The organism is Paenibacillus sp. FSL P4-0176 (genome assembly GCF_037975265.1).
In the GTDB taxonomy this organism is placed as follows: domain Bacteria; phylum Bacillota; class Bacilli; order Paenibacillales; family Paenibacillaceae; genus Paenibacillus; species Paenibacillus amylolyticus.
This window is the reverse complement of the sequence record NZ_CP150242.1, coordinates 6011122-6029570: the sequence shown is the minus strand read 5'-3', so window position 1 is coordinate 6029570 and position 18449 is coordinate 6011122. Positions and strand designations below refer to the sequence as shown.

Here is an 18449-nt window from a genome sequence, read left to right as displayed (position 1 = left end):
TTAAATTGTTTCCTTTTTGCGACAGACATAAACGAACGCAGGTGGGATATTCAAAGGCACTAATTCTATTTTTTCGATGATAAAGTGTTCGGATAATGTTTTTTTCATTTGAAGTGAATATTGAAAGGCGATGAATAATCCTCCAGGTTTGAGTGCCTTATAGATCTGGTCTACCAACGTATTTCTTAATTCAGGTTCAAAGTTGAAAAACGGCAATCCGCTAAAAATGTAATCCAGTTGCTGAACGCCCTCTTGATTCATGGATTCTACCAATCGAGCGGCGTCTGGATAACAGGAGAACTCCGGGTATGCCGTCTGAAGAGTATTCCTCATCGTTTCGTTCATCTCAAACAATAGGACTTTGGTGGAATCGTGTACTTGTTGATGAATATAACGAGTGATCGGACCTGTACCCGATCCAAGCTCGGCGACAGCTTTTGCCTCTAGCCAAGAGGCTTGCTTCACCATTTTGCTGGCGAGAAACCGGGAACTGGGTATGATACTGCCGACATGTTTAGGGCTTTGCAGAAAGCTTTTCAAAAATAAAATGGGTTCATTAGAATTCATATTTGTGGTTCCTCCATATATGTGATGGTATGTTATCAAACCAGTTAGAAATGGAATAATTGCAGCGTAGATAGAATGGGACCGCCGAAGTAAGTTCCTGCTGTAAAATAGGTGATGGTCCATAACAAAGCACTGGAATAGGAGATAAGAGCAAATTTTCTATACTGCACGCCACTGAGTCCCATCACCAAAGGGAGAACATATCGCACGATTGGAATGAACAAACCGATGCACATCGCCCAATTGCCACTCTTATTCAGAATCAGTTCAGCCTTGACGAAGTGTTTATGATGCTGGAATCTGTGTTTTATCTTGGGTCCAAATAACTTCCCTGCAAAATAAGCAAAGGTAATGGCCGTTAATAGTCCTGATAAAATACAGAAGTATGTGATCCATGAATTGATAACTCCTGTGTGACTCAAAATGGCACCGCTGATAATCGTGATCTCATTTGGAATTGGAATTCCGAAAGGCCCTAATGAGAAGGCAAAATAAAAAATCAGATAACCATACTGATGAAGTAGCTCTAAGATCGTATTACTGATCATTGTTTTGCCTCCTCTCTTGTTGATATAGCAATCTTAATGAAAAAAACTAAGGAATTAATGAGCATAAATCTGAAGAAAATCTAAAGAATACATAAGCAAAGCCAAACAACTGCGTTCAAGAGAAAAAGCCTTGCCAACTTACTAGCAAGACTTGAACAGGTAGAACTATTCAGGAGCGGTGATCAAGTGATATGAATTTCTGAATATCAAATAAAGTTTGTCTCAAAAAGGAACATATAAGCGAGTTCGAGTTGATTACCTATATCTTTATCTGCAAGGAAGAGGATGATCAAAGAAGAGCCGAGACGTCATAATGACGACTCAGCTCTTTTTTTATGTCCCAGGGGATCAGACTTCTTTGAATCAGCTTATTGTAGGAAGTAGAACCATCTGAATTTGGTACCAGCAACAAAAAACAAAACAATCCATCCCCATAAAAACAACAAACGTAGAGGTCGTGGAATCAGGAGATATTCTGAGTACAATTTGCTGAAAAGTTTCATTACAGTAGTGACCACCCCTGCTAAGTTACTCCCTTATATCCGCTTTCGAAAGAAAAAGAGACGATAAGATAACCAATATCCCAATAAGTCTGTATACCGTGGCGTAGGCCTCGAGTTAGCTTCTGGCGATTATAAATCCGACGATCGATATAGATAATAGCAAAAGACCAAAGGGGATCTTATAACTCAGATGCGGAACCTCCAATTATATCAAAATTAGGTATATTATATCATGATAAACACCAGATCAATAAATAAATCGAACGATATGATGCTGGCATGCCAATATATAGTGTAAGGAGGAGGGGAATGGATAATGAGTGAACAAGATGAGTACATAGAACTTGTAACGTTAATACGGGCGGGGCATGAAGAAGCATATGGAGAATTATATGAGAAAACAGTGACGAGGATATATCAAACTGTGCGATTTCTCATCAAGGACAAGTCTGATGCGGAGGATGTAGTACAGGAGATTTACATTCAGGCGTATCGATCATTGGCGCGATATGATGCGGAGCGTGCTTTTCGTCCCTGGTTGATGGGGGTGACGATGCGACAGGTTCAGAGTTATCGACGCAAAAGATTGATGCAGTTTCGGTTTGGCAAGCGGATCGAGAAATCTGACGTGGGACTAGAATATGATTTTTCCACTGATCTGGTCAACAAACTGGCAAATCGTCCTCTGCTGGAACAGGTGTGCCGTTTACCGTACAAGCTGCAGCAGGTGGTTACACTTCATTATTTAAATGAATACACGCAAGAGGAGATTGCTGGCATATTGGAAATTCCACTTGGAACCGTAAAATCGCGCATACATGCGGCGCTGGCGAAGTTAAGACAGAAAGAGAAGATGAATCCAAGATTGCGGGGAAAGGTGGAGGATCTGCATGAAACTCGATGAACAGTTGCGAACAGCCTACCAGGAAGAGACCAAAGACTGGTCCGTTCCTGCGAGAATTAAACATAAAATGATGGATAGTATTCGAAATGATTCACACATCAGAAGAAATCGAAAAAAATGGCTGATCACTGGACTATTAGCTGTTGTGCTCATTATACCCACCGGAGCCTACGCAGGATACACCTATCTCGCAGACGGAATATATGGTTCACAGGAGAATATCAAAGCTATGGGGGGAACAGCTGAAGATTATATGAGGTTGGAAGCAAAGCTGCAGACGGCCAAGGCCCATTTCAGCGAAGAAGAATTTGTTCAATATATGGACTTGCTGAAGCAATTAGGGCAAATGGCCGTGAAGTATGCCGATTCTCAGGGCAATATGCATCCAGAGCAGTGGAGTACAGTGGAGCAGGAACGATATAACCTTCTTGTAGCCGAGCTGGAACCGTTTTTCGAGAAGCTGGAAGCTGTGAGTACTGCTTCACAAAAGGATCCTATGAATGAGCAACAATTCTGGACGGAGCAGTTGGCGCGGGCGGAGGAGATGTTAACTAAAGAGGAGTTTACCGAGTTCAAATCTGTGTATGAACAAATGAAGGCGTATGAAGTGATGGTGGTAGACAAGGATGGAAGCATTCATGATGAGCGCTTGTCAGTGGAACAGAAGGATGATTTGAGGCAATTAAGAGAGCGACTTATTCCGTATTTGGAGAAGTTGGGGCTTGATGTGCGGTGAAGCAAGTGAAATCGGTTTGTACGAGAAGAAGCGGAGAAGTGAATTCTTTCGCTTCTTTCTTGTTGTTGTAATCCATTACTTCCTCCCTTGCACCTTCAGCCGATATTGATGTGGTGTAGAGCCTGTGGTAGAACGGAATACTTTGCAAAAGTAAGAGGGGCTGGTCATACCGACACGGTGACCGATTTCGGGAACGGTGAGCGAGGATCGAGTGAGCAGCACACAGGCATGACGAATGCGGGTGGCTTGGGCATAAGCAACAATGGTGGTGCCAGTCGCTTTTTTGAATACATGAGATAGATGATAGGGAGATAGATGAAGTGTATCTGCGATATGCTCCAAACGAAAAGGCTCTTGGTAATGCTGCTCAATCCATTGCATGATGGCTTCGGCATGAGGGTGAAGAACGTTAGCACTGGACGAAAGTACATCTTGGGAGCGGTGCTGCTGCCCGTCCTGCCACAGATAGCGAAGTTGTGCGAGCAGATCCAATAAAAAGAGGCGTGTATCCTCCTCTACTTCGTGAGGAAGCAGATCTGGATACGTATCTGCATATTGTTCCATTCGTTGAACGAGTGGAGATGTGGCAGCAAGTCGGATGGGCTGAATGGGGGATTGCTCTTCCAGCAGATCCTGTATGAAGTCGTAAGTAACGATAAATTGGGGCCAATGTGCCTTCAGTAGATCAAGTTCAACCATGAGTACATTTCGAATGAAAGGCTTGTGTCTGGATACTTGAATCTGGATGTGGTGCAATTGAAAAGGTCGAAAAATCATGAGCATACCGGGTTCAAGGGAGAAAACCTGACCCTCGGTTATCAACTGCCCATATCCTTCGTGAATATAGGTTATCTCCAGCTGCGAATGAGCATGGAACACTTCGCGAGACGTAGTGTTGGATGTACGACGACAGACCAGATTAAATTGTTCTCCCAGAAAGATGGACTTCATGTATGCCTCCCTTATCATGCGCAAGATAGTTTTATTTTAGCACAAGATGAACGCATAAAAGCGCTTTATTATTGTGTATTGTGAAGGGAATAAGGGAGGTATGCAACGATGTTAAAAGTGGCGATTATCGGAGCAGGTGCAATTAGTGGAGCACATATCTCAGCATATATGTCGTTCCCTGAGCGATGTCAGATTGTTGCTGTGGTCGATATCTACGTGGAAAAAGCACAGAAGCGAATTAATGAATATGGTCTGGAAGGTGCACAAGCTGTCACGGATTACACAGAGTTACTTGCCCAAAACATTGATCTGGTATCAGTCTGTACACCACCGTATACGCATGCTCCCATTGCGTGTGATTTCATGCAAGCAGGTGCACATGTGTTGGTTGAAAAACCGATGGCTTCTTCCCTGGAGGAAGCGGATCTGATGTTGAGAGCAGCGCAAGCAAGTGGCAAGTTGTTATCCGTAGTAGCACAGAATCGGTTTACGACACCAATGATGAAGCTAAAAGGTGTGCTGGACAGTAAACGGATGGGACCGATTGTACATGTGCAGGTTGATTCGTTCTGGTGGCGGGGCCACAATTATTATGATCTGTGGTGGCGCGGGACATGGGAAAAAGAAGGAGGAGGCTGTACCCTTAATCATGCGGTGCATCATATTGATGCCATGCTTTGGATGATGGGACCTCCAGTGGAATTACAGGCCATGATGGCAAATACGGCACATGATAATGCCGAAGTTGAGGATATATCCATGTCGATGCTTCGCTTCCAGGAAGGGGCGCTTGGCATGATTACCAGTTCCGTCGTACATCACGGAGAGGAGCAGCAGTTAATTTTTCAGGGCAAAGAAGCCCGGGTATCTGCACCTTGGAAAGTGGTTGCTTCTACCGCGCGGAATAACGGATTTCCGGAACCGAATCGAGAATTGGAACACCAGATTCAGAAGCTCGCTGACGAATTACCGGATGTTACTCATGTCGGTCACGCTGGGCAAGTTGAGAATGTGTTAAATGCTATTGAGACAGGATCACCCCTTCTGGTGGATGGCCAAAGTGGTCGGAATACGCTTGAACTGATTGTGGGTATCTATAAGTCGGCAAGTACGGGAGAGAAGGTTGTTTTTCCACTAGGGGCGGAAGACGCGTTTTACACAAGAGAAGGAATTATGCAACATGCCGTACACTTTTATGAAAAAAAGACGACGGTGGACAACTTCGAGGATTCGAGTATTACACTCGGGAGCAAGTTGGATTCGTAGTGTTTTCCGTGAAAAGGATGCCCCTCACATAAGTGAGAATGGGCATCTTTTTTTGTACTAGGTCGATTACACCTACATCACCATAAAAAATCAATACACTTGATTTTTCCATCCATGTAACTCGTATTCACTTCAAGATCATAATCTCCATGGTCAGGGATTGGATCAATGAGAGCTACAATCAGTCTCGTAGTCGTGTGAGGGAGAATAGGAAGAATCATTGCTGTTTAGCTTCAGCTTTTGAGTGTGTTGGTTTAACAGAAAGAGGGCGTAAATGAAGCGCTTTCACATTTAGCGGATTCACGTCATTTTAGACACTTGGAGAAGATGATGTGGTGGATTAAAAAGCATTTGGATTATGAGATCAGATTGGGCAAGATGGCGGCAGATGTTCACCTGTCCAAATCGTATGCTTCCCGCATTTTTCATCAAGAGACAGGTAGCAGCATTACGGATTACGTCACAGCTCGAAGGTTGAAGCATGACTACTTACGCCTTGATATATAATAACATTTTCGGTGGAGGAGATTGGCAGACGTGCCAGATTTCCGAACGGATGTATTTCATCCAGTTATTTCGCAAATCTGCCGGGACGAGCCCGTTGTATTATCGGCAACAATTTGAACGGTGCAGCAAGCATTATTTTAGTTTGTAAAATAATAGCGTTATTACGTCTCTATATACAATTAGTATTCACCGTTTGAAGTGAAAAAATCCCGAATGTGGAGTGCACTAGCCAGTTGCTAAATGCGATACTCCACCTCCGGGATTGCAACAGCGGTAACCTTCAAGCTAAATAAACCTTAAGGATTCCTCAAGTTGTTACAGCCACTTATCAGCCCAACGTTCCACGGCGCTTAGCGCCCTCCCCAGTTCCGTTCCTTTTCGTGACAACATATATTCAGTTCGAACTGGACGTTCCGTGACCACATGGCGAACCACAAGTCCTTCTTCCTCCAATTCCTTCATTCGCTCATTTAACACACGTTTGCTCAAGTCAGGGATATAAGCGTGAATCTCACTGAAGCGTTTGGGTTCCTCCATCAACGCATGGATAATGAGGGCTACCCATTTTCGGCCAATGATCTGATAAGATTGTTCCACTTTTGTACATATCTGCTTGGCATTCTCATCATCGCTCATGATTGTACTCCTTTGATTTAGTATTGCTTGTAATATCATTAGTATACTTATTGTAACCTACTTGTCCACAGGCCATATGTGTAAAATGTCACATACCAATTGTTCTTAATGTTACCACATAAAGCGTTATCATCAAATAAAAACCCTATAAACACTGGAGTTCACAGGTTCGACACGATTGTTGACGAATTGTGACGACAGGTGTAATATGGGTAACGTTAATTCAAATGGTTACAATTTATAACCTATAAACAGGTTGTGGAGAGAAGGAATGTTCCATGGTTGAATTCAGGTGCGTTATATAAACGGAGGCAAGGCGGGGAACACACCCACTTATTCCGTCTTTTGTCATGCTTGGATTTGAACATTTTGCAACATCATATACTATACTGCACAGATCACAGGAGGCACTCCAATGGATGCAATGACATTTGTCCTGTTCGGGGCAACAGGCGATTTAGCCAAACGCAAGATTTACCCTGCATTATATAACTTGTACATGGATCAGAAAATGCCGAAATCTTTCTCCGTTATCGGATTGGGACGACGTGAATTGTCGGATATGGACTTCCAGGCCAATGTTGAAAAGTCACTGCACGAATTCTCACGTCAGACGCCAGAAGAAGCATCTCAGGTTCGTGATTTCATTGGAGCTTTCCGTTATTGTTCTTTAAATAATACGAAGCTTGAAGATTACACCAAACTGTTGGAGTTGGTTCAACAGCGTGAACAAGAGCTTAACATTCCCGAAAACCGCATGTTCTACATGTCGGTGGCACCGGAATTCTTTGAGCCAATCGCATTAAACATTCAAGAAAGTGGCCTGGGTAACACCAAAGGCTGGAAGAAACTGATTATCGAAAAACCATTCGGACACGATCTGCAATCGGCTCGTGATCTGAACGAAAAACTGAGCAATACCTTTGCGGAAGAAGAGATCTATCGCATTGACCATTTCCTGGGTAAACCGATGGTTCAAAATATTGAGACGCTCACCTATGCAAATCCGGTAATTCAGGCGTTGTGGTCTAACCGTTATATTGCCAATGTACAAATCACGGCAAGTGAGACGGTGGGTGTTGAAGAACGTGCCGCGTATTACGACCAAAGCGGTGCCCTTCGTGACATGTTCCAGAACCATATGCTTCAGTTGCTGATGATGATTGGTTTACATTTGCCAAAACGTTGCACACCGGAAGAAATTCAATTCAAAAAACAAAAAATTGCTGAAGCACTTCGTCCGTTGACGAAAGAAAATATCATTTCTGAAGTTGTTCGTGCGCAATATGCAGAAGGTGAACTGCAAGGATCTTCAGTTGTTGGATATCTGGACGAGCCTGGCATCCCAGCCGGATCTCAGAACGAGACCTATGTTGCCGCAAGACTTTGGATCGATGATCCGTTCTGGAGCGAGGTTCCATTTTATATCCGTACAGGTAAACGCCTGGCTGAGAAATCCACCAGAATCGTTGTTGAATTCAAGTCTCCACTCAAAACGGGGCATGAATCCGAGAATACAACGGAACCTAACCTGCTTACGATTGAAATTGGTCCGGGAGAAAGTATTTCCCTTCAATTAAATGCGAAGAATCCATTGAACCATGGTGAAGTGGAACCAATGCATATGACCTTCAACTCCGGTAAACGTAATATCCCTGAAGCATACGAGAATCTGATCTTTGATGCGATGCGTGGAGATTCCACCTTCTTCGCTCACTGGAACGAAGTGGAGCTGGCATGGCAATGGGTGCAACCGATTCAGGAAGCATTCGAAGCTGGCAGCGTGCCACTGGATACGTACAGTGCAGGTTCGCATGGACCAGAGTCAGCAGATCGCCTGACAGCAGCAGACGGTTACCGTTGGTGGTAAGTGAAACGAAAAAGCGAGCATAAGAGAACACAATAGTAAAAACAACAGTACAATCCGTTCTGCTCACCCATGAACATTTTGCACAATCCAAATGCTTCTTCCAAGTCAACAGGATATAGAACGAGATGTTTTATTACCTTAGAGCTTGAACTCAGAAGCGAGTTGGATCGAAGGTAAATTGTTGATATAACACAGTATCTATTACGAATTATACCGTTCCAATTTTGCATAAGCCCTTCCGGTTATGTTTGCCGGAAGGCCGTGAAAATTTTTGAATATAGATTAGCTGTTCAGTTTTGAAAATGGGTTGGCTTAAACGCTGAGAATGTAGTGTAGGGGACGAAATCGATTCTGTAGAAGCAAAGCGTTCGCCTTTATCCCCGGATTTTCTCCTATATAGGAGATTCAAAAAAAATCTGGGGATAACAGCGATCAAAAGAACGATTCGTTACCGGAACGGTTACTTCGCCAAACGTTAAGCACTTATTTTTAATATTGAGCGCACATGAAATTTAAACATTGTTCATAACAGGAGGATTTTGAAATGAAACTTGGACTTGTCGGATTAGGAAAAATGGGATTGAACCTGGGTAGAAACCTGATTGATCACAAACACGAAGTGGTTGCTTTTGATCTGAACGCTGAAGCAGTAAATGAAATGAAAGAATACGGCGCTGAAGGCGTATCTTCTTACGCAGAGATGGTGGCTTCGCTCGAATCCCCACGTGTATTGTGGATCATGGTTCCCCACAACGTGGTAGACGCTGTATTGGCTGAAGTTAGCCCATTGTTGTCCAAAGGTGACATCATTATTGAAGCGGGTAACTCCCACTACAAAGAATCCATCCGTCGCTACGAAGAGATGAAACCTAAAGGCATTCACTACATGGATGCAGGTACATCTGGCGGTATGGAAGGCGCACGTAATGGCGCATGTTATATGATCGGTGGAGACCCGGAAGCTTGGGCAATCGTTGAACCGGCATTCAAAGATACTTCCGTGGAGAATGGCTACCTGTATGCTGGTAAAGCGGGCAGCGGTCACTTCCTCAAAATGGTTCACAATGGTATCGAGTACGGTATGATGGCATCCATCGGTGAAGGTTTTGACGTATTGGAGAAAAGTGGATTTGATTTCGACTTCGAACAAGTGGCTCGCGTATGGAACAACGGTTCCGTTATCCGCTCTTGGTTGATGGAGCTGACAGAACGTGCCTTCTCCAAAGATGCAAACCTCGATGAAATTAAAGGCGTAATGCACTCTTCCGGTGAAGGACGCTGGACGGTAGAAACGGCATTTGACCTTCAAACTGCTACACCTGTTATCGCGTTGTCCTTGCTGATGCGTTATCGCTCCCTGGAAACAGACACATTCACAGGTAAAGTGGTAGCAGCATTGCGTAATGAATTTGGCGGTCACGCTGTAGAGAAAAATTAATTTTATATATAACTGTTAACATATGATGAACATCGGGTAATGACTTATATCGTGTTTACGAATTCATCAAGTGGAGGGAACATATCATGAAATTTTTCTTGGATACAGGGAATGTGGAAGAAATCAAACGGATCGAACGTCTGGGTCTGGTGGATGGAGTCACGACTAACCCGTCTTTGATTGCCAAAGAAGGTCGCGTATTTAAAGAAGTCATTCAGGAGATCTGTGGCGTTGTTAAAGGCCCGGTCAGTGCTGAAGTCATCGGTCTCAAAGCCGAGGATATGTTGAAGGAAGCTTATGAAATTGCAGAATGGGCACCGAATGTAGTCATTAAATTGCCGATGACCGAAGATGGGTTGTACGCTTGTCATGAGTTAACGCAAAAAGGGATCAAAACCAATGTAACGCTGATTTTCTCCGCAGCACAGGGCCTGATGGCGGCGAAAGCCGGTGCAACCTACATCAGTCCATTCGTTGGTCGCTTGGATGATATTGCGGTGGATGGTATGAAATTGATTCGTGATCTGCGCCTTATTCTGGACATGTATGATCTGCCTTCCGAGATTATCGCAGCAAGCATTCGCAATATCAAACATGTAGAGGATGCAGCCCTTTCCGGTGCGCATATTGCTACCATTCCGGGTTCGCTTCTCCCGACACTTTGGAAACACCCACTGACGGACAGCGGGATTGAACGTTTCCTGAAAGACTGGGAATCTGTTCCGAAATAAAAGGATAGACATGGCCTGAATCTTTGGGTGGTCTGAACATAAAACCTTTTGCCTTGCAGAGTAATCTGCGGGTGAAAGGTTTTTTTTATCTCCGTTTATGTGTTTCCGATTTCCGGGTTAGTTTAACCAATGAGGAGTACTTGTCCCTTTCATGTTGTTGTTACTTTCTATCCAGTGTCCATGTGCTGTCCTTCTTTTTCGGTACAACGGTGCATAAGGTTAACATATAGCCTATAGCTCATCCCGTAGGGGAGGGACACTTCGATGATGAGAAGAAAATGGCGAAGCCGGAGACGCCGTAAGCCGCCAAGCGGCAAACGCAAAATGTGGTTGATCATTTTATTGGTCACCGCGTTTTGTTTGATGCAGGGCTTTGCTTATGTGGATAAAAAGATGAAGCCCCCCATCATGCACTTGGCCAAGATTAGAGTGAAGCAGATTGCAACTGAAGCGATCAACAAGGCGATTACAGCACAGGTTGCCGATGGCAAAACCAACGAAGGATTGATTGACTGGAAGACGGATACCGCCGGGAAAGTGTCCGGTTTCATGCTGAACTACAATGAACATATGCGAATCACTGCAAGTACGATGAATATTGTGCAATCCACGCTGCAGAATGTACACATGTTAAAAGAAAAAATCCCGCTGGGGCAGGCGCTGGGCAGTCCGGTGTTGGCTTCATTTGGCCCGAGTATACCGGTCCGTATTGAGCCCCAAGGCGCTGTCAAAGTGGATCTGAACACCCGTCAACAGAATGCGGGTATTAACATGATTTTGGTGGAAGTGTACATTCACATCATTGCTGAGGTTGCGGTCGTGGTACCCTTCGACATGGAACCCGAAACGGTCGATACGGAAATCCCGATTTCCTACCTTCTGGTTGTTGGGGATGTGCCAATGTATTATTACGATAATCAGGGCAAGCCAGTGGGCAGTAACGGCAGTAATGCCCCAGCTATTGCGCTGCCATCAGGTCATACGGGTGTATCAAGCGGTAATGGAGTAACTACGAATCCCCCTAGCCAGAATCAGCAACAAACGCCGTCAGACCATTTGCAAGGGAATGAACTTGAAGAAATTGAACCGGATGATCTGCCTGATGTGAATGGGGGATTACAGCTCAATAAGGACGCGCACCCATGATACACACAAATTTGAATTGTAAAGCAAAGAAAGGGGCCTCTATTAAAGAGGTCCCTTTTTCGAATACTTATCGTGCATATCCTCGTCTCACTTACTTTTCTTGTTCTTTTGTTTGCGTTCATCCTGTTCCCAATGTTTCAGTTGTGGATAAGGGTCGAACGACCATTCGTGCAGTCCGCTGTCCCGGTAGATACCATAGTGCAGATGCGGAGGAAATTTGCCCTGTGTTCCAGGTTTCCCGTAACCCGAACTGCCAACCCAACCTACGACCTGACCGGGGATAACCACTTCACCGATGCGTGCACTTTTGTCAAAACCCGAAAGATGGGCGTAATAGTGATAATGGTTGTTCAAATCCCGAATTCCGATGCGCCAGCCGCCAAACGGGTTCCAGCCTTTGATCTCCACGACACCGTAACAGGTACTGCGTACAGGCAGGCCATGCGGAGCGAAAATATCTGTTCCCTCATGAATGCGATAACCGCCCCAGCTTCTTTTTGTCCCCCAGGTACTGCGATAGGAGTAGTTGGTTCCGAGCGGGACCGGAAAGGCATGTCCGAACAGATCCAGATTGTCAAAATGCTCATATAACTTCGCGAATTGCTGTATCCGTTGCACAGCACGGGAGTTGTGATAATATTCCCACAAGGCAATGTTGAAGTCCTCTTGTTTGTTCCCGTAACCTTGAATAACAGAAGCCAAGCTGTACAGCACATCCTGATCATTGTTGGCGTCTGCTATACCGTCTCCTGAACCATCACGTCCATATCCTTTGAAAAAAAGAATGGATTCGGGATGTTGATCCGTCTCATCGGGATTTAGCCATCCTCTCCAGGCCGGAGGGGTCATGAAGATACCCGTAAGCCGCTCTGGATGCTTACGATCCTTTGGGTGTGCGCGAGTAATCGTACGTTCATACTGATCAATGGCGGCAAGCCTGTACCAGGGAATCTGAGTCATCTGACCGATGGTTTCATATAAATGGCGACGTGCAGCGAAAACTTCTGCGGGTTTTAACTCGGTAGCCTGTGGTTTGGGAGCGGCCTGGGCGGGTTCACCGTAAACTTCAACAGGCAAGAATGGGAGAAGCAGAGTACCTGCAAGTAATGTTTTGATCCAAAAGCGGTACGTGTGCCTGAAGGTCAAGCGTTGTTGCACTGGGATGCAGCCCCTTTCCATTAGAATGATACAAGGTACCCGATGAACCAAGCTAAAGGTTAGCGTTCTTCAAAAGTTCTCATTTTATCCATGTAAGCTCTTGGGGGGGAATCCAATTATACAAATTGTCCATATCGGGCATGAATGCACAAGATGTGACAAATGGGGGTTTTTCCAGCGCTTTCATGGTATAATATGTTCCGAGCAACAGCCTAACTTCAGTAGAAAGAAGGTTTATGCATTGGCTAAACGTGTTAAAGAACCGAAGCCGGATTGGATTCGGATCAAATTGACAACCGGCGATAACTATCAGGAAATGAAAACGATGATGCGTTCCAAAACGCTGCATACGGTATGTGAGGAAGCGCGGTGTCCGAATATTTATGAATGCTGGGCCAATCGAACGGCCACTTTTATGATTTTGGGCGACATTTGCACAAGGGCATGCCGTTTTTGCGCGGTGAATACAGGCTTGCCAACGGAGCTTGATTTGCAGGAACCAGAACGTGTGGCGGAAGCAGCAGAGCAGATGAATCTGCAACACTGTGTAATTACAAGTGTAGCTCGTGATGATCTGAAGGATGGAGGAGCTACGATTTTTGCAGAGACGGTGAAGGCCGTACGGCGGCGGTTGCCATTGTGCAGCGTTGAAGTTCTCATTCCAGACTTTCTGGGTAATCGGGAATCTTTGCAGATTGTAATGGATGCCAAACCGGACATTTTGAATCACAATATTGAGACGGTTGAGCGGTTGTCAGACAAAGTGCGTGCCAAGGCAAAATATAAACGTTCACTGGAATTGCTTGCTCGTGCCAAAGAAATGCAACCTAACATCCCTACGAAATCAAGCATTATGCTTGGTGTAGGTGAGGAATATAATGAAATTTTATCAACAATGGATGATCTTCGTGCGGTGAACTGTGATATTATGACGATTGGTCAATATTTGCAGCCATCGGATAAACATCTGTATGTTGAAAAGTATTATCCGCCAGAGGAGTTTGCTGCATTGAAACAGGAGGGATTAAAACGTGGGTTCAGCCACGTCGAATCCGGCCCTATGGTACGCAGCTCCTACCATGCGCATGAACAGGTGAAATCGGCTACCAAACATGCTGAACAGGCGGCAACACACGCGTGATGGAGGATACCGGATTGGAAGAAGAAAAAATCACAGAACAGATTCAGGACCAACTTCAGGAGCAGATCCAGGAGCCGGTTCAGGAATCGGTTGTTGAGTCAGTTGAAGAAAAGCCCAAAGAACCGGTCATTGTACAGATCGGCGGCAAAAATTATGAAATCGTCCAGAACCACAAAGAGGGCTGGAATCCAGAGGTCTTCCGTGATCGTTACAGTGAAGTGCTGGAGCGTTATGATTATATTATCGGGGACTGGGGTTATAGCCAGTTGAGGTTAAAAGGTTTTTACCGTGATAACCATCCAAAAGCGACGAAGGATTCCACAATCGCCAGTATGGTGGATTATATCAATGAATATTGTAACTTTGGCTGTGCGTACTTTGTGCTTCAGAAGAGCAAGGATCAACCTCAAGCCAAAGCAAAAAGCGGTTCCTGAGAAGGACCGCTTTTTTGGTGTGTTATTTTAGTCAAGAAATGCCGTGCGAACCCGGTTCCAGAATGGATAAGGGCGAAAACGTGCAAAACTGACCTTGTGACTGGATACCTGACAACGGACGGAGATCAGATCCTCCACCATCACATTCACATGATCAATCGTCATCAATAACCGCTGATCCTTGCGGGAGAAAATATCACAATGATGATGCTTGGGCAAAATAACCGGTGAACCAAGTGTACGATAGACCCGGTTATTAATCGATGCAATCTCCGCAATCTGAATCGCCTCGATGGTTGGATGAACCATGGCACCGCCAAGGGCCTTGTTGTATGCCGTGCTGCCTGATGGCGTGGATACACAGATGCCATCCCCACGGAACATCTCAAATGTCACATCGTTAATATCGACCTGGGCTACGACGGTACCGTCTACACCTTTTAACGTAAATTCATTAAGGGCGATGTAAGAGGAATTCCCCGACTTTTTACGAATCTCAAGCTCCAAGAGTGGGTATTGTACAATACGTGGTTTGAGACGCTCCGGATCTCCCTTGCCACTCATCAGCCTGACTAACTCGCGTAATTCTTCCTTCTTCCAATCGGCGTAAAAGCCGAGATGGCCTGTATGAACCCCAACAAAAGCAATATCCGGAATGCGGTCGATGAAATTGTGAAATGCTTGTAGCATCGTACCATCGCCCCCGATGGAGATAACAATCTCCGGCGATTCTGCATCCAGCTTGAACCCTTCTTCCTTCGCCAGCGCGTGAAACTGCTGACTGAGATCAATCGATAACTGGTCTCCGCGGTCTTGAACATAGTATCTCAAGATGAAAGCTCCTTTGTGGTCATTATACTACCGATGATAATCAATTCCGCGGAAGAACACAACGTTTGGGCGCATATTCAGTTAAATATAGATGAATCGTTCACTTATTTTTTGGCATGTCGTCTAGGCTTGAGAATGGAACTTAATATTGCAAGGAATAACAACAACACGATGAGGCTTACAAAAACAATCATTCCGGATAAGAAAATCAGTCCCCAGTCCGGTGTATACGTTGATAACGATGGGATGAAACCGGGCTCCATGAGAACGGGTGAAGAGGAACGCCCCATCATGGGTGTCCATAACAGCAGGACCAGCACAGGTGCGATTAGCGCATGGATTGCTCTGGCAAATAGAAATGGACCGTATCTCATGGGTGTGTTGCTAAGAACACTCATAATCTGTGCATGGACGGATAATCCACCCCAAGAGAGAACAAAGGCTGCTGCTGCTACTTTATAGACGAGTGGGATGGATGCCCCGGCACTCCCAGCCTCTTTGTTCCCCAGCGTTACTTCAAACAGCCCACCGACCAAGCTAGGAGATAAGGATGGAGGCAGTCCGCTATGTCGTAACAATTGCTCGGTTATCCCGTATAATCCGCCAAGCCAACCGGTCTGGACAAGTAGCTCCATCATGACCGAGAAGAATACAACCAGCCCTCCTACGATAATAATAAGGCGAAGGGATGAGGAGACTGCCTGGCGCAGCAGTTCACCGAATGCACGTCCGTCAGCTTTTCTTGCTTCATGCATCGCATAGATGGCCCGGACCAGTCTGTTTCTAGGTATCCCCTCCGATGGAGATCCAGAAGAACTGTCTGGGTGTGAGCCTTTTGCTGTACCCCCGTGAAAACGCATGAGCATACCCACCAGAAAAGCTGCAGCGTAATGGCTCGCAACCAATACTGGAGCAATGGCGACATTATGGAAGAACCCAACCGATACCGCTCCAATCATGAAGATCGGATCGGATGATGTAGTGAAGGCAACGAGCCGTTCTCCTTCTTCCCGGGTAACCAGCTTTTGTTCCCATAACTGAGCGGTCAGTTTCGCCCCTGTAGGATAACCGGATGCACAGCTCACGGCAAATACAAAACCACCGCTTCCGGGAACACGAAACAATGGACGCATCAGTGGATTCAGCAAGGTACCTAGAAAATGAACAATGCCAAAGCCGAGCAGCAGCTCGGACAGCACCAAAAAAGGAAAAAGGGAGGGAAACAATACGTCCCACCAGATGGACAGTCCGCGTACACCTGCATGCCAGGTTTCCGCTGGATACAAGACCATTAACACACAAAGGGTCAGGAGAGCGAGTGTGACCAGGACATGGGTGAGTCGTTGTGAAGCAGCCATGAATTCTTCTCCTTTATTTTTGGAATGGTCGGTGTGCGGAAGTCTGTGGTGTTATTGCCATCAATATATGAAAAAAAGTGGACAAACAGTACAAAATTATACGTAGAAAGCGCTTGCAAAAGTGGCTGTGTTTTTGAGTGATGTGTGCTAAAATGAGAAAAACGCCTGAACGTCACCTAATTGTCTCCAAGGTGGAATTCAATTCGGATGGAGTGATGATCATGAGTCTTGTCACCGGAATCCTGGTCTGTGCTTTTGTATATGTGATACGTGCCTCGCTGGTACGCTCTGAGGAAGAGGACTGGCGGAGTTATTAATGAAATATCTAGTGCGCCAACCCAAGCGGTTGGCGCTTTTTTTGTGTTACATTTTGAATAAGGTCCTATACACAGATGGCAGGTTACATGTCCTGATGATTTCATGTTATATAGGACTTTTTGGTTTTTTTTGATAGAATGGAGATAAAGGCTTTTGTGGCCTGGATATTGTTACTGTTTTCACAATGTTCACGGAACGTGTAATATATGGCAAAATTCGACATCAGAAAGGGGAATCAGACGAATGAATCCCAGTTTGAGTATTTATGACAATCTTGGCGGTGAGAAAGGTGTTCGCGCATTGGTCGAGGCTTTCTATCCGATCGTTCAGCAGAATGAGCAGCTGGCTCCGCTTTTCCCGGAAGATATTCAGCCGGTCATCGACAAGCAGTATATGTTTTTGTCTCAGTTTTTTGGAGGACCAGGGCTGTTTTCCGAGGCGTTTGGACATCCGATGATGCGTGCCCGTCATATGCATTTTGAAGTGACGGTTGAACGGGCTGAGGCTTGGCTTGCATGTATGGATCAAGCCTTAACACAGATTGGTGTGGAGGAGCCCTTGCATTCGTTTATCCTGCAGCGTTTATCCGGGCCTGCACATCATTTTGTGAATACACCGTAGATCCGAATATGATTACAAGCGTACGGGAGAGGGATGGAATAGATTGGAATTAGAGCCGCTGTATAAGGTGAAAGTGACCTGCCATTATTGCGAAACCGAGTATGAAACCTCACGGGTAAGACCGAGTTTGAAAAGGCCCTACCGGACGGATTCGGATTTTTGTGCTTACTACAAGCTGGAGAATCCAGATTTTTATGTGGTTCGCATCTGTCCGCAGTGCGGGTTTGCCACGACGGAGAACGCAACGGAGCATCTAAATGATGCTCAGCGCAAGGCTTTTAAGGAACAGATCGGTAACCGCTGGGTTAAACGTGATTATAGCGGAGCACGAACACTGGAACAGGCGCTGGCAACGTACAAGCTTGCCTTGCTGTGCGCACAGGTTATCCGGGAGAAAGATCGTGTCGTCGCTGGTCTGTTGCATCATATAGCTTGGTTGTATCGTTATATGGAGGACCATGCACAGGAACATCGTTTTCTTGAATTTAGCCTGGAAGCCTATGTGAAGGTGTTCGAACGTGAAGGAACGGGTGGCAATGAAGCCAAACTGTTGTATTTGCTCGGGGAATTGAACCGCAGGGTAGGACGGTTTAATGAAGCAGTGCAATGGTTCAGCAAGGTCATTCATGACAAGCGGATCACAGATGCGGCCATGATTCGTGCTTCAAGGGAACAGTGGGCCGTGCTGCGTGAGCAGATGATTTCAAGTAAGTTGGAACTCCCTGAAGAGATGCTGGAAACAGACAAAGAGGCTGCAAAGCGCAGCCCCCTCTAGGTTGATCTTA

At 45.4% G+C, this 18449-nt stretch carries 20 protein-coding genes; 13 read left to right on the top strand and 7 right to left on the bottom strand.

All coding sequences use genetic code 11. The annotated features are described in order from the left end of the window. A complete protein-coding gene (locus MKY95_RS27850) occupies positions 1-567 on the bottom strand; it encodes a methyltransferase domain-containing protein (protein ID WP_036605708.1) in 567 nt (188 codons plus the stop codon). A gap of 44 nt (positions 568-611) precedes the next feature. Further along, positions 612-1115 (bottom strand): DedA family protein, encoded by a 504-nt coding sequence (locus tag MKY95_RS27845; protein ID WP_036605709.1) that lies wholly within the window; start codon positions 1113-1115, stop codon positions 612-614. A gap of 819 nt (positions 1116-1934) precedes the next feature. Here MKY95_RS27845 and MKY95_RS27840 point away from each other — a divergent pair. Both MKY95_RS27840 and MKY95_RS27835 read left to right on the top strand, forming a co-directional pair. Continuing rightward, complete coding sequence (locus tag MKY95_RS27840) at positions 1935-2522, top strand: sigma-70 family RNA polymerase sigma factor (protein WP_036605710.1); 588 nt, start codon at positions 1935-1937, stop codon at positions 2520-2522. After that, the gene (locus MKY95_RS27835) at positions 2509-3258 is read left to right on the top strand and encodes a DUF3600 domain-containing protein (RefSeq protein WP_036605711.1); all 750 of its coding nucleotides are present in this window, start codon (positions 2509-2511) and stop codon (positions 3256-3258) included. Before MKY95_RS27840 ends, MKY95_RS27835 begins: the two co-directional genes overlap by 14 nt. 75 nt (positions 3259-3333) lie before the next feature. Here MKY95_RS27835 and MKY95_RS27830 read toward each other — a convergent pair whose 3' ends face one another. Then, the gene (locus MKY95_RS27830) at positions 3334-4209 is read right to left on the bottom strand and encodes an AraC family transcriptional regulator (protein ID WP_339195462.1); all 876 of its coding nucleotides are present in this window, start codon (positions 4207-4209) and stop codon (positions 3334-3336) included. Between the two features lie 108 nt (positions 4210-4317). Here MKY95_RS27830 and MKY95_RS27825 point away from each other — a divergent pair, with 108 nt between their 5' ends. Both MKY95_RS27825 and MKY95_RS27820 read left to right on the top strand, forming a co-directional pair. Then, on the top strand, positions 4318-5475 hold the full coding sequence (locus MKY95_RS27825; protein ID WP_339195459.1) for a Gfo/Idh/MocA family oxidoreductase: 1158 nt from the start codon (positions 4318-4320) through the stop codon (positions 5473-5475). 327 nt (positions 5476-5802) lie between these two features. Beyond that, positions 5803-5982 carry an AraC family transcriptional regulator gene (locus MKY95_RS27820; RefSeq protein ID WP_339195457.1) on the top strand — a complete coding sequence of 60 codons (180 nt, stop codon included), beginning with the start codon at positions 5803-5805 and terminating at the stop codon, positions 5980-5982. A 315-nt stretch (positions 5983-6297) separates the two neighbouring features. On the opposite strand, the gene MKY95_RS27815 is transcribed toward MKY95_RS27820, so the two are convergent. Next, positions 6298-6618, bottom strand: coding sequence for a helix-turn-helix domain-containing protein (locus MKY95_RS27815; RefSeq protein ID WP_036605715.1), 321 nt, complete (start codon positions 6616-6618; stop codon positions 6298-6300). A gap of 415 nt (positions 6619-7033) precedes the next feature. Here MKY95_RS27815 and zwf point away from each other — a divergent pair, with 415 nt between their 5' ends. The 4 genes from zwf (at position 7034) to yunB (ending at position 11803) form a co-directional block, all read left to right on the top strand. Beyond that, positions 7034-8488, top strand: coding sequence for a glucose-6-phosphate dehydrogenase (gene zwf / locus MKY95_RS27810; protein ID WP_339195454.1), 1455 nt, complete (start codon positions 7034-7036; stop codon positions 8486-8488). 544 nt (positions 8489-9032) lie between these two features. Further along, the gene (gene gnd / locus MKY95_RS27805) at positions 9033-9926 is read left to right on the top strand and encodes a phosphogluconate dehydrogenase (NAD(+)-dependent, decarboxylating) (RefSeq protein ID WP_017692367.1); all 894 of its coding nucleotides are present in this window, start codon (positions 9033-9035) and stop codon (positions 9924-9926) included. 86 nt (positions 9927-10012) lie between these two features. Next, entirely contained in the window at positions 10013-10657 is a 645-nt protein-coding gene (fsa, locus tag MKY95_RS27800) for a fructose-6-phosphate aldolase (protein ID WP_036605718.1), read from the top strand. Positions 10658-10921: 264 nt separating this feature from the next. After that, positions 10922-11803, top strand: coding sequence for a sporulation protein YunB (gene yunB / locus MKY95_RS27795; protein WP_051446910.1), 882 nt, complete (start codon positions 10922-10924; stop codon positions 11801-11803). An 87-nt stretch (positions 11804-11890) separates the two neighbouring features. Here the strand turns inward: yunB and MKY95_RS27790 are convergent, their stop codons facing one another. Further along, positions 11891-12961 (bottom strand): M23 family metallopeptidase, encoded by a 1071-nt coding sequence (locus MKY95_RS27790; RefSeq protein WP_339195450.1) that lies wholly within the window; start codon positions 12959-12961, stop codon positions 11891-11893. A 241-nt stretch (positions 12962-13202) separates the two neighbouring features. On the opposite strand from MKY95_RS27790, the gene lipA reads away from it, so the two are divergent. Both lipA and MKY95_RS27780 read left to right on the top strand, forming a co-directional pair. Further along, on the top strand, positions 13203-14102 hold the full coding sequence (gene lipA / locus MKY95_RS27785; RefSeq protein ID WP_339195448.1) for a lipoyl synthase: 900 nt from the start codon (positions 13203-13205) through the stop codon (positions 14100-14102). Between the two features lie 14 nt (positions 14103-14116). After that, positions 14117-14536, top strand: a complete 420-nt coding sequence (locus MKY95_RS27780) for a YutD-like domain-containing protein (RefSeq protein ID WP_235200693.1) — start codon at positions 14117-14119, stop codon at positions 14534-14536. Positions 14537-14563: 27 nt separating this feature from the next. On the opposite strand, the gene MKY95_RS27775 is transcribed toward MKY95_RS27780, so the two are convergent. Together MKY95_RS27775 and ylbJ are read right to left on the bottom strand one after the other, a co-directional pair. Further along, entirely contained in the window at positions 14564-15367 is an 804-nt protein-coding gene (locus tag MKY95_RS27775; RefSeq protein WP_036673293.1) for an NAD kinase, read from the bottom strand. Between the two features lie 104 nt (positions 15368-15471). Continuing rightward, on the bottom strand, positions 15472-16725 hold the full coding sequence (gene ylbJ / locus MKY95_RS27770; RefSeq protein WP_076319834.1) for a sporulation integral membrane protein YlbJ: 1254 nt from the start codon (positions 16723-16725) through the stop codon (positions 15472-15474). A gap of 152 nt (positions 16726-16877) precedes the next feature. Here ylbJ and MKY95_RS27765 point away from each other — a divergent pair, with 152 nt between their 5' ends. The 3 genes from MKY95_RS27765 to MKY95_RS27755 all read left to right on the top strand — a co-directional run bounded on the left by MKY95_RS27765 (position 16878) and on the right by MKY95_RS27755 (position 18439). Next, positions 16878-17042, top strand: coding sequence for a hypothetical protein (locus MKY95_RS27765; RefSeq protein WP_155984997.1), 165 nt, complete (start codon positions 16878-16880; stop codon positions 17040-17042). 244 nt (positions 17043-17286) lie between these two features. Continuing rightward, the gene (locus tag MKY95_RS27760; protein WP_036605723.1) at positions 17287-17664 is read left to right on the top strand and encodes a globin; all 378 of its coding nucleotides are present in this window, start codon (positions 17287-17289) and stop codon (positions 17662-17664) included. A gap of 43 nt (positions 17665-17707) precedes the next feature. Next, positions 17708-18439 (top strand): DUF2225 domain-containing protein, encoded by a 732-nt coding sequence (locus MKY95_RS27755; RefSeq protein ID WP_036605724.1) that lies wholly within the window; start codon positions 17708-17710, stop codon positions 18437-18439. Positions 18440-18449 lie beyond the last annotated feature (10 nt).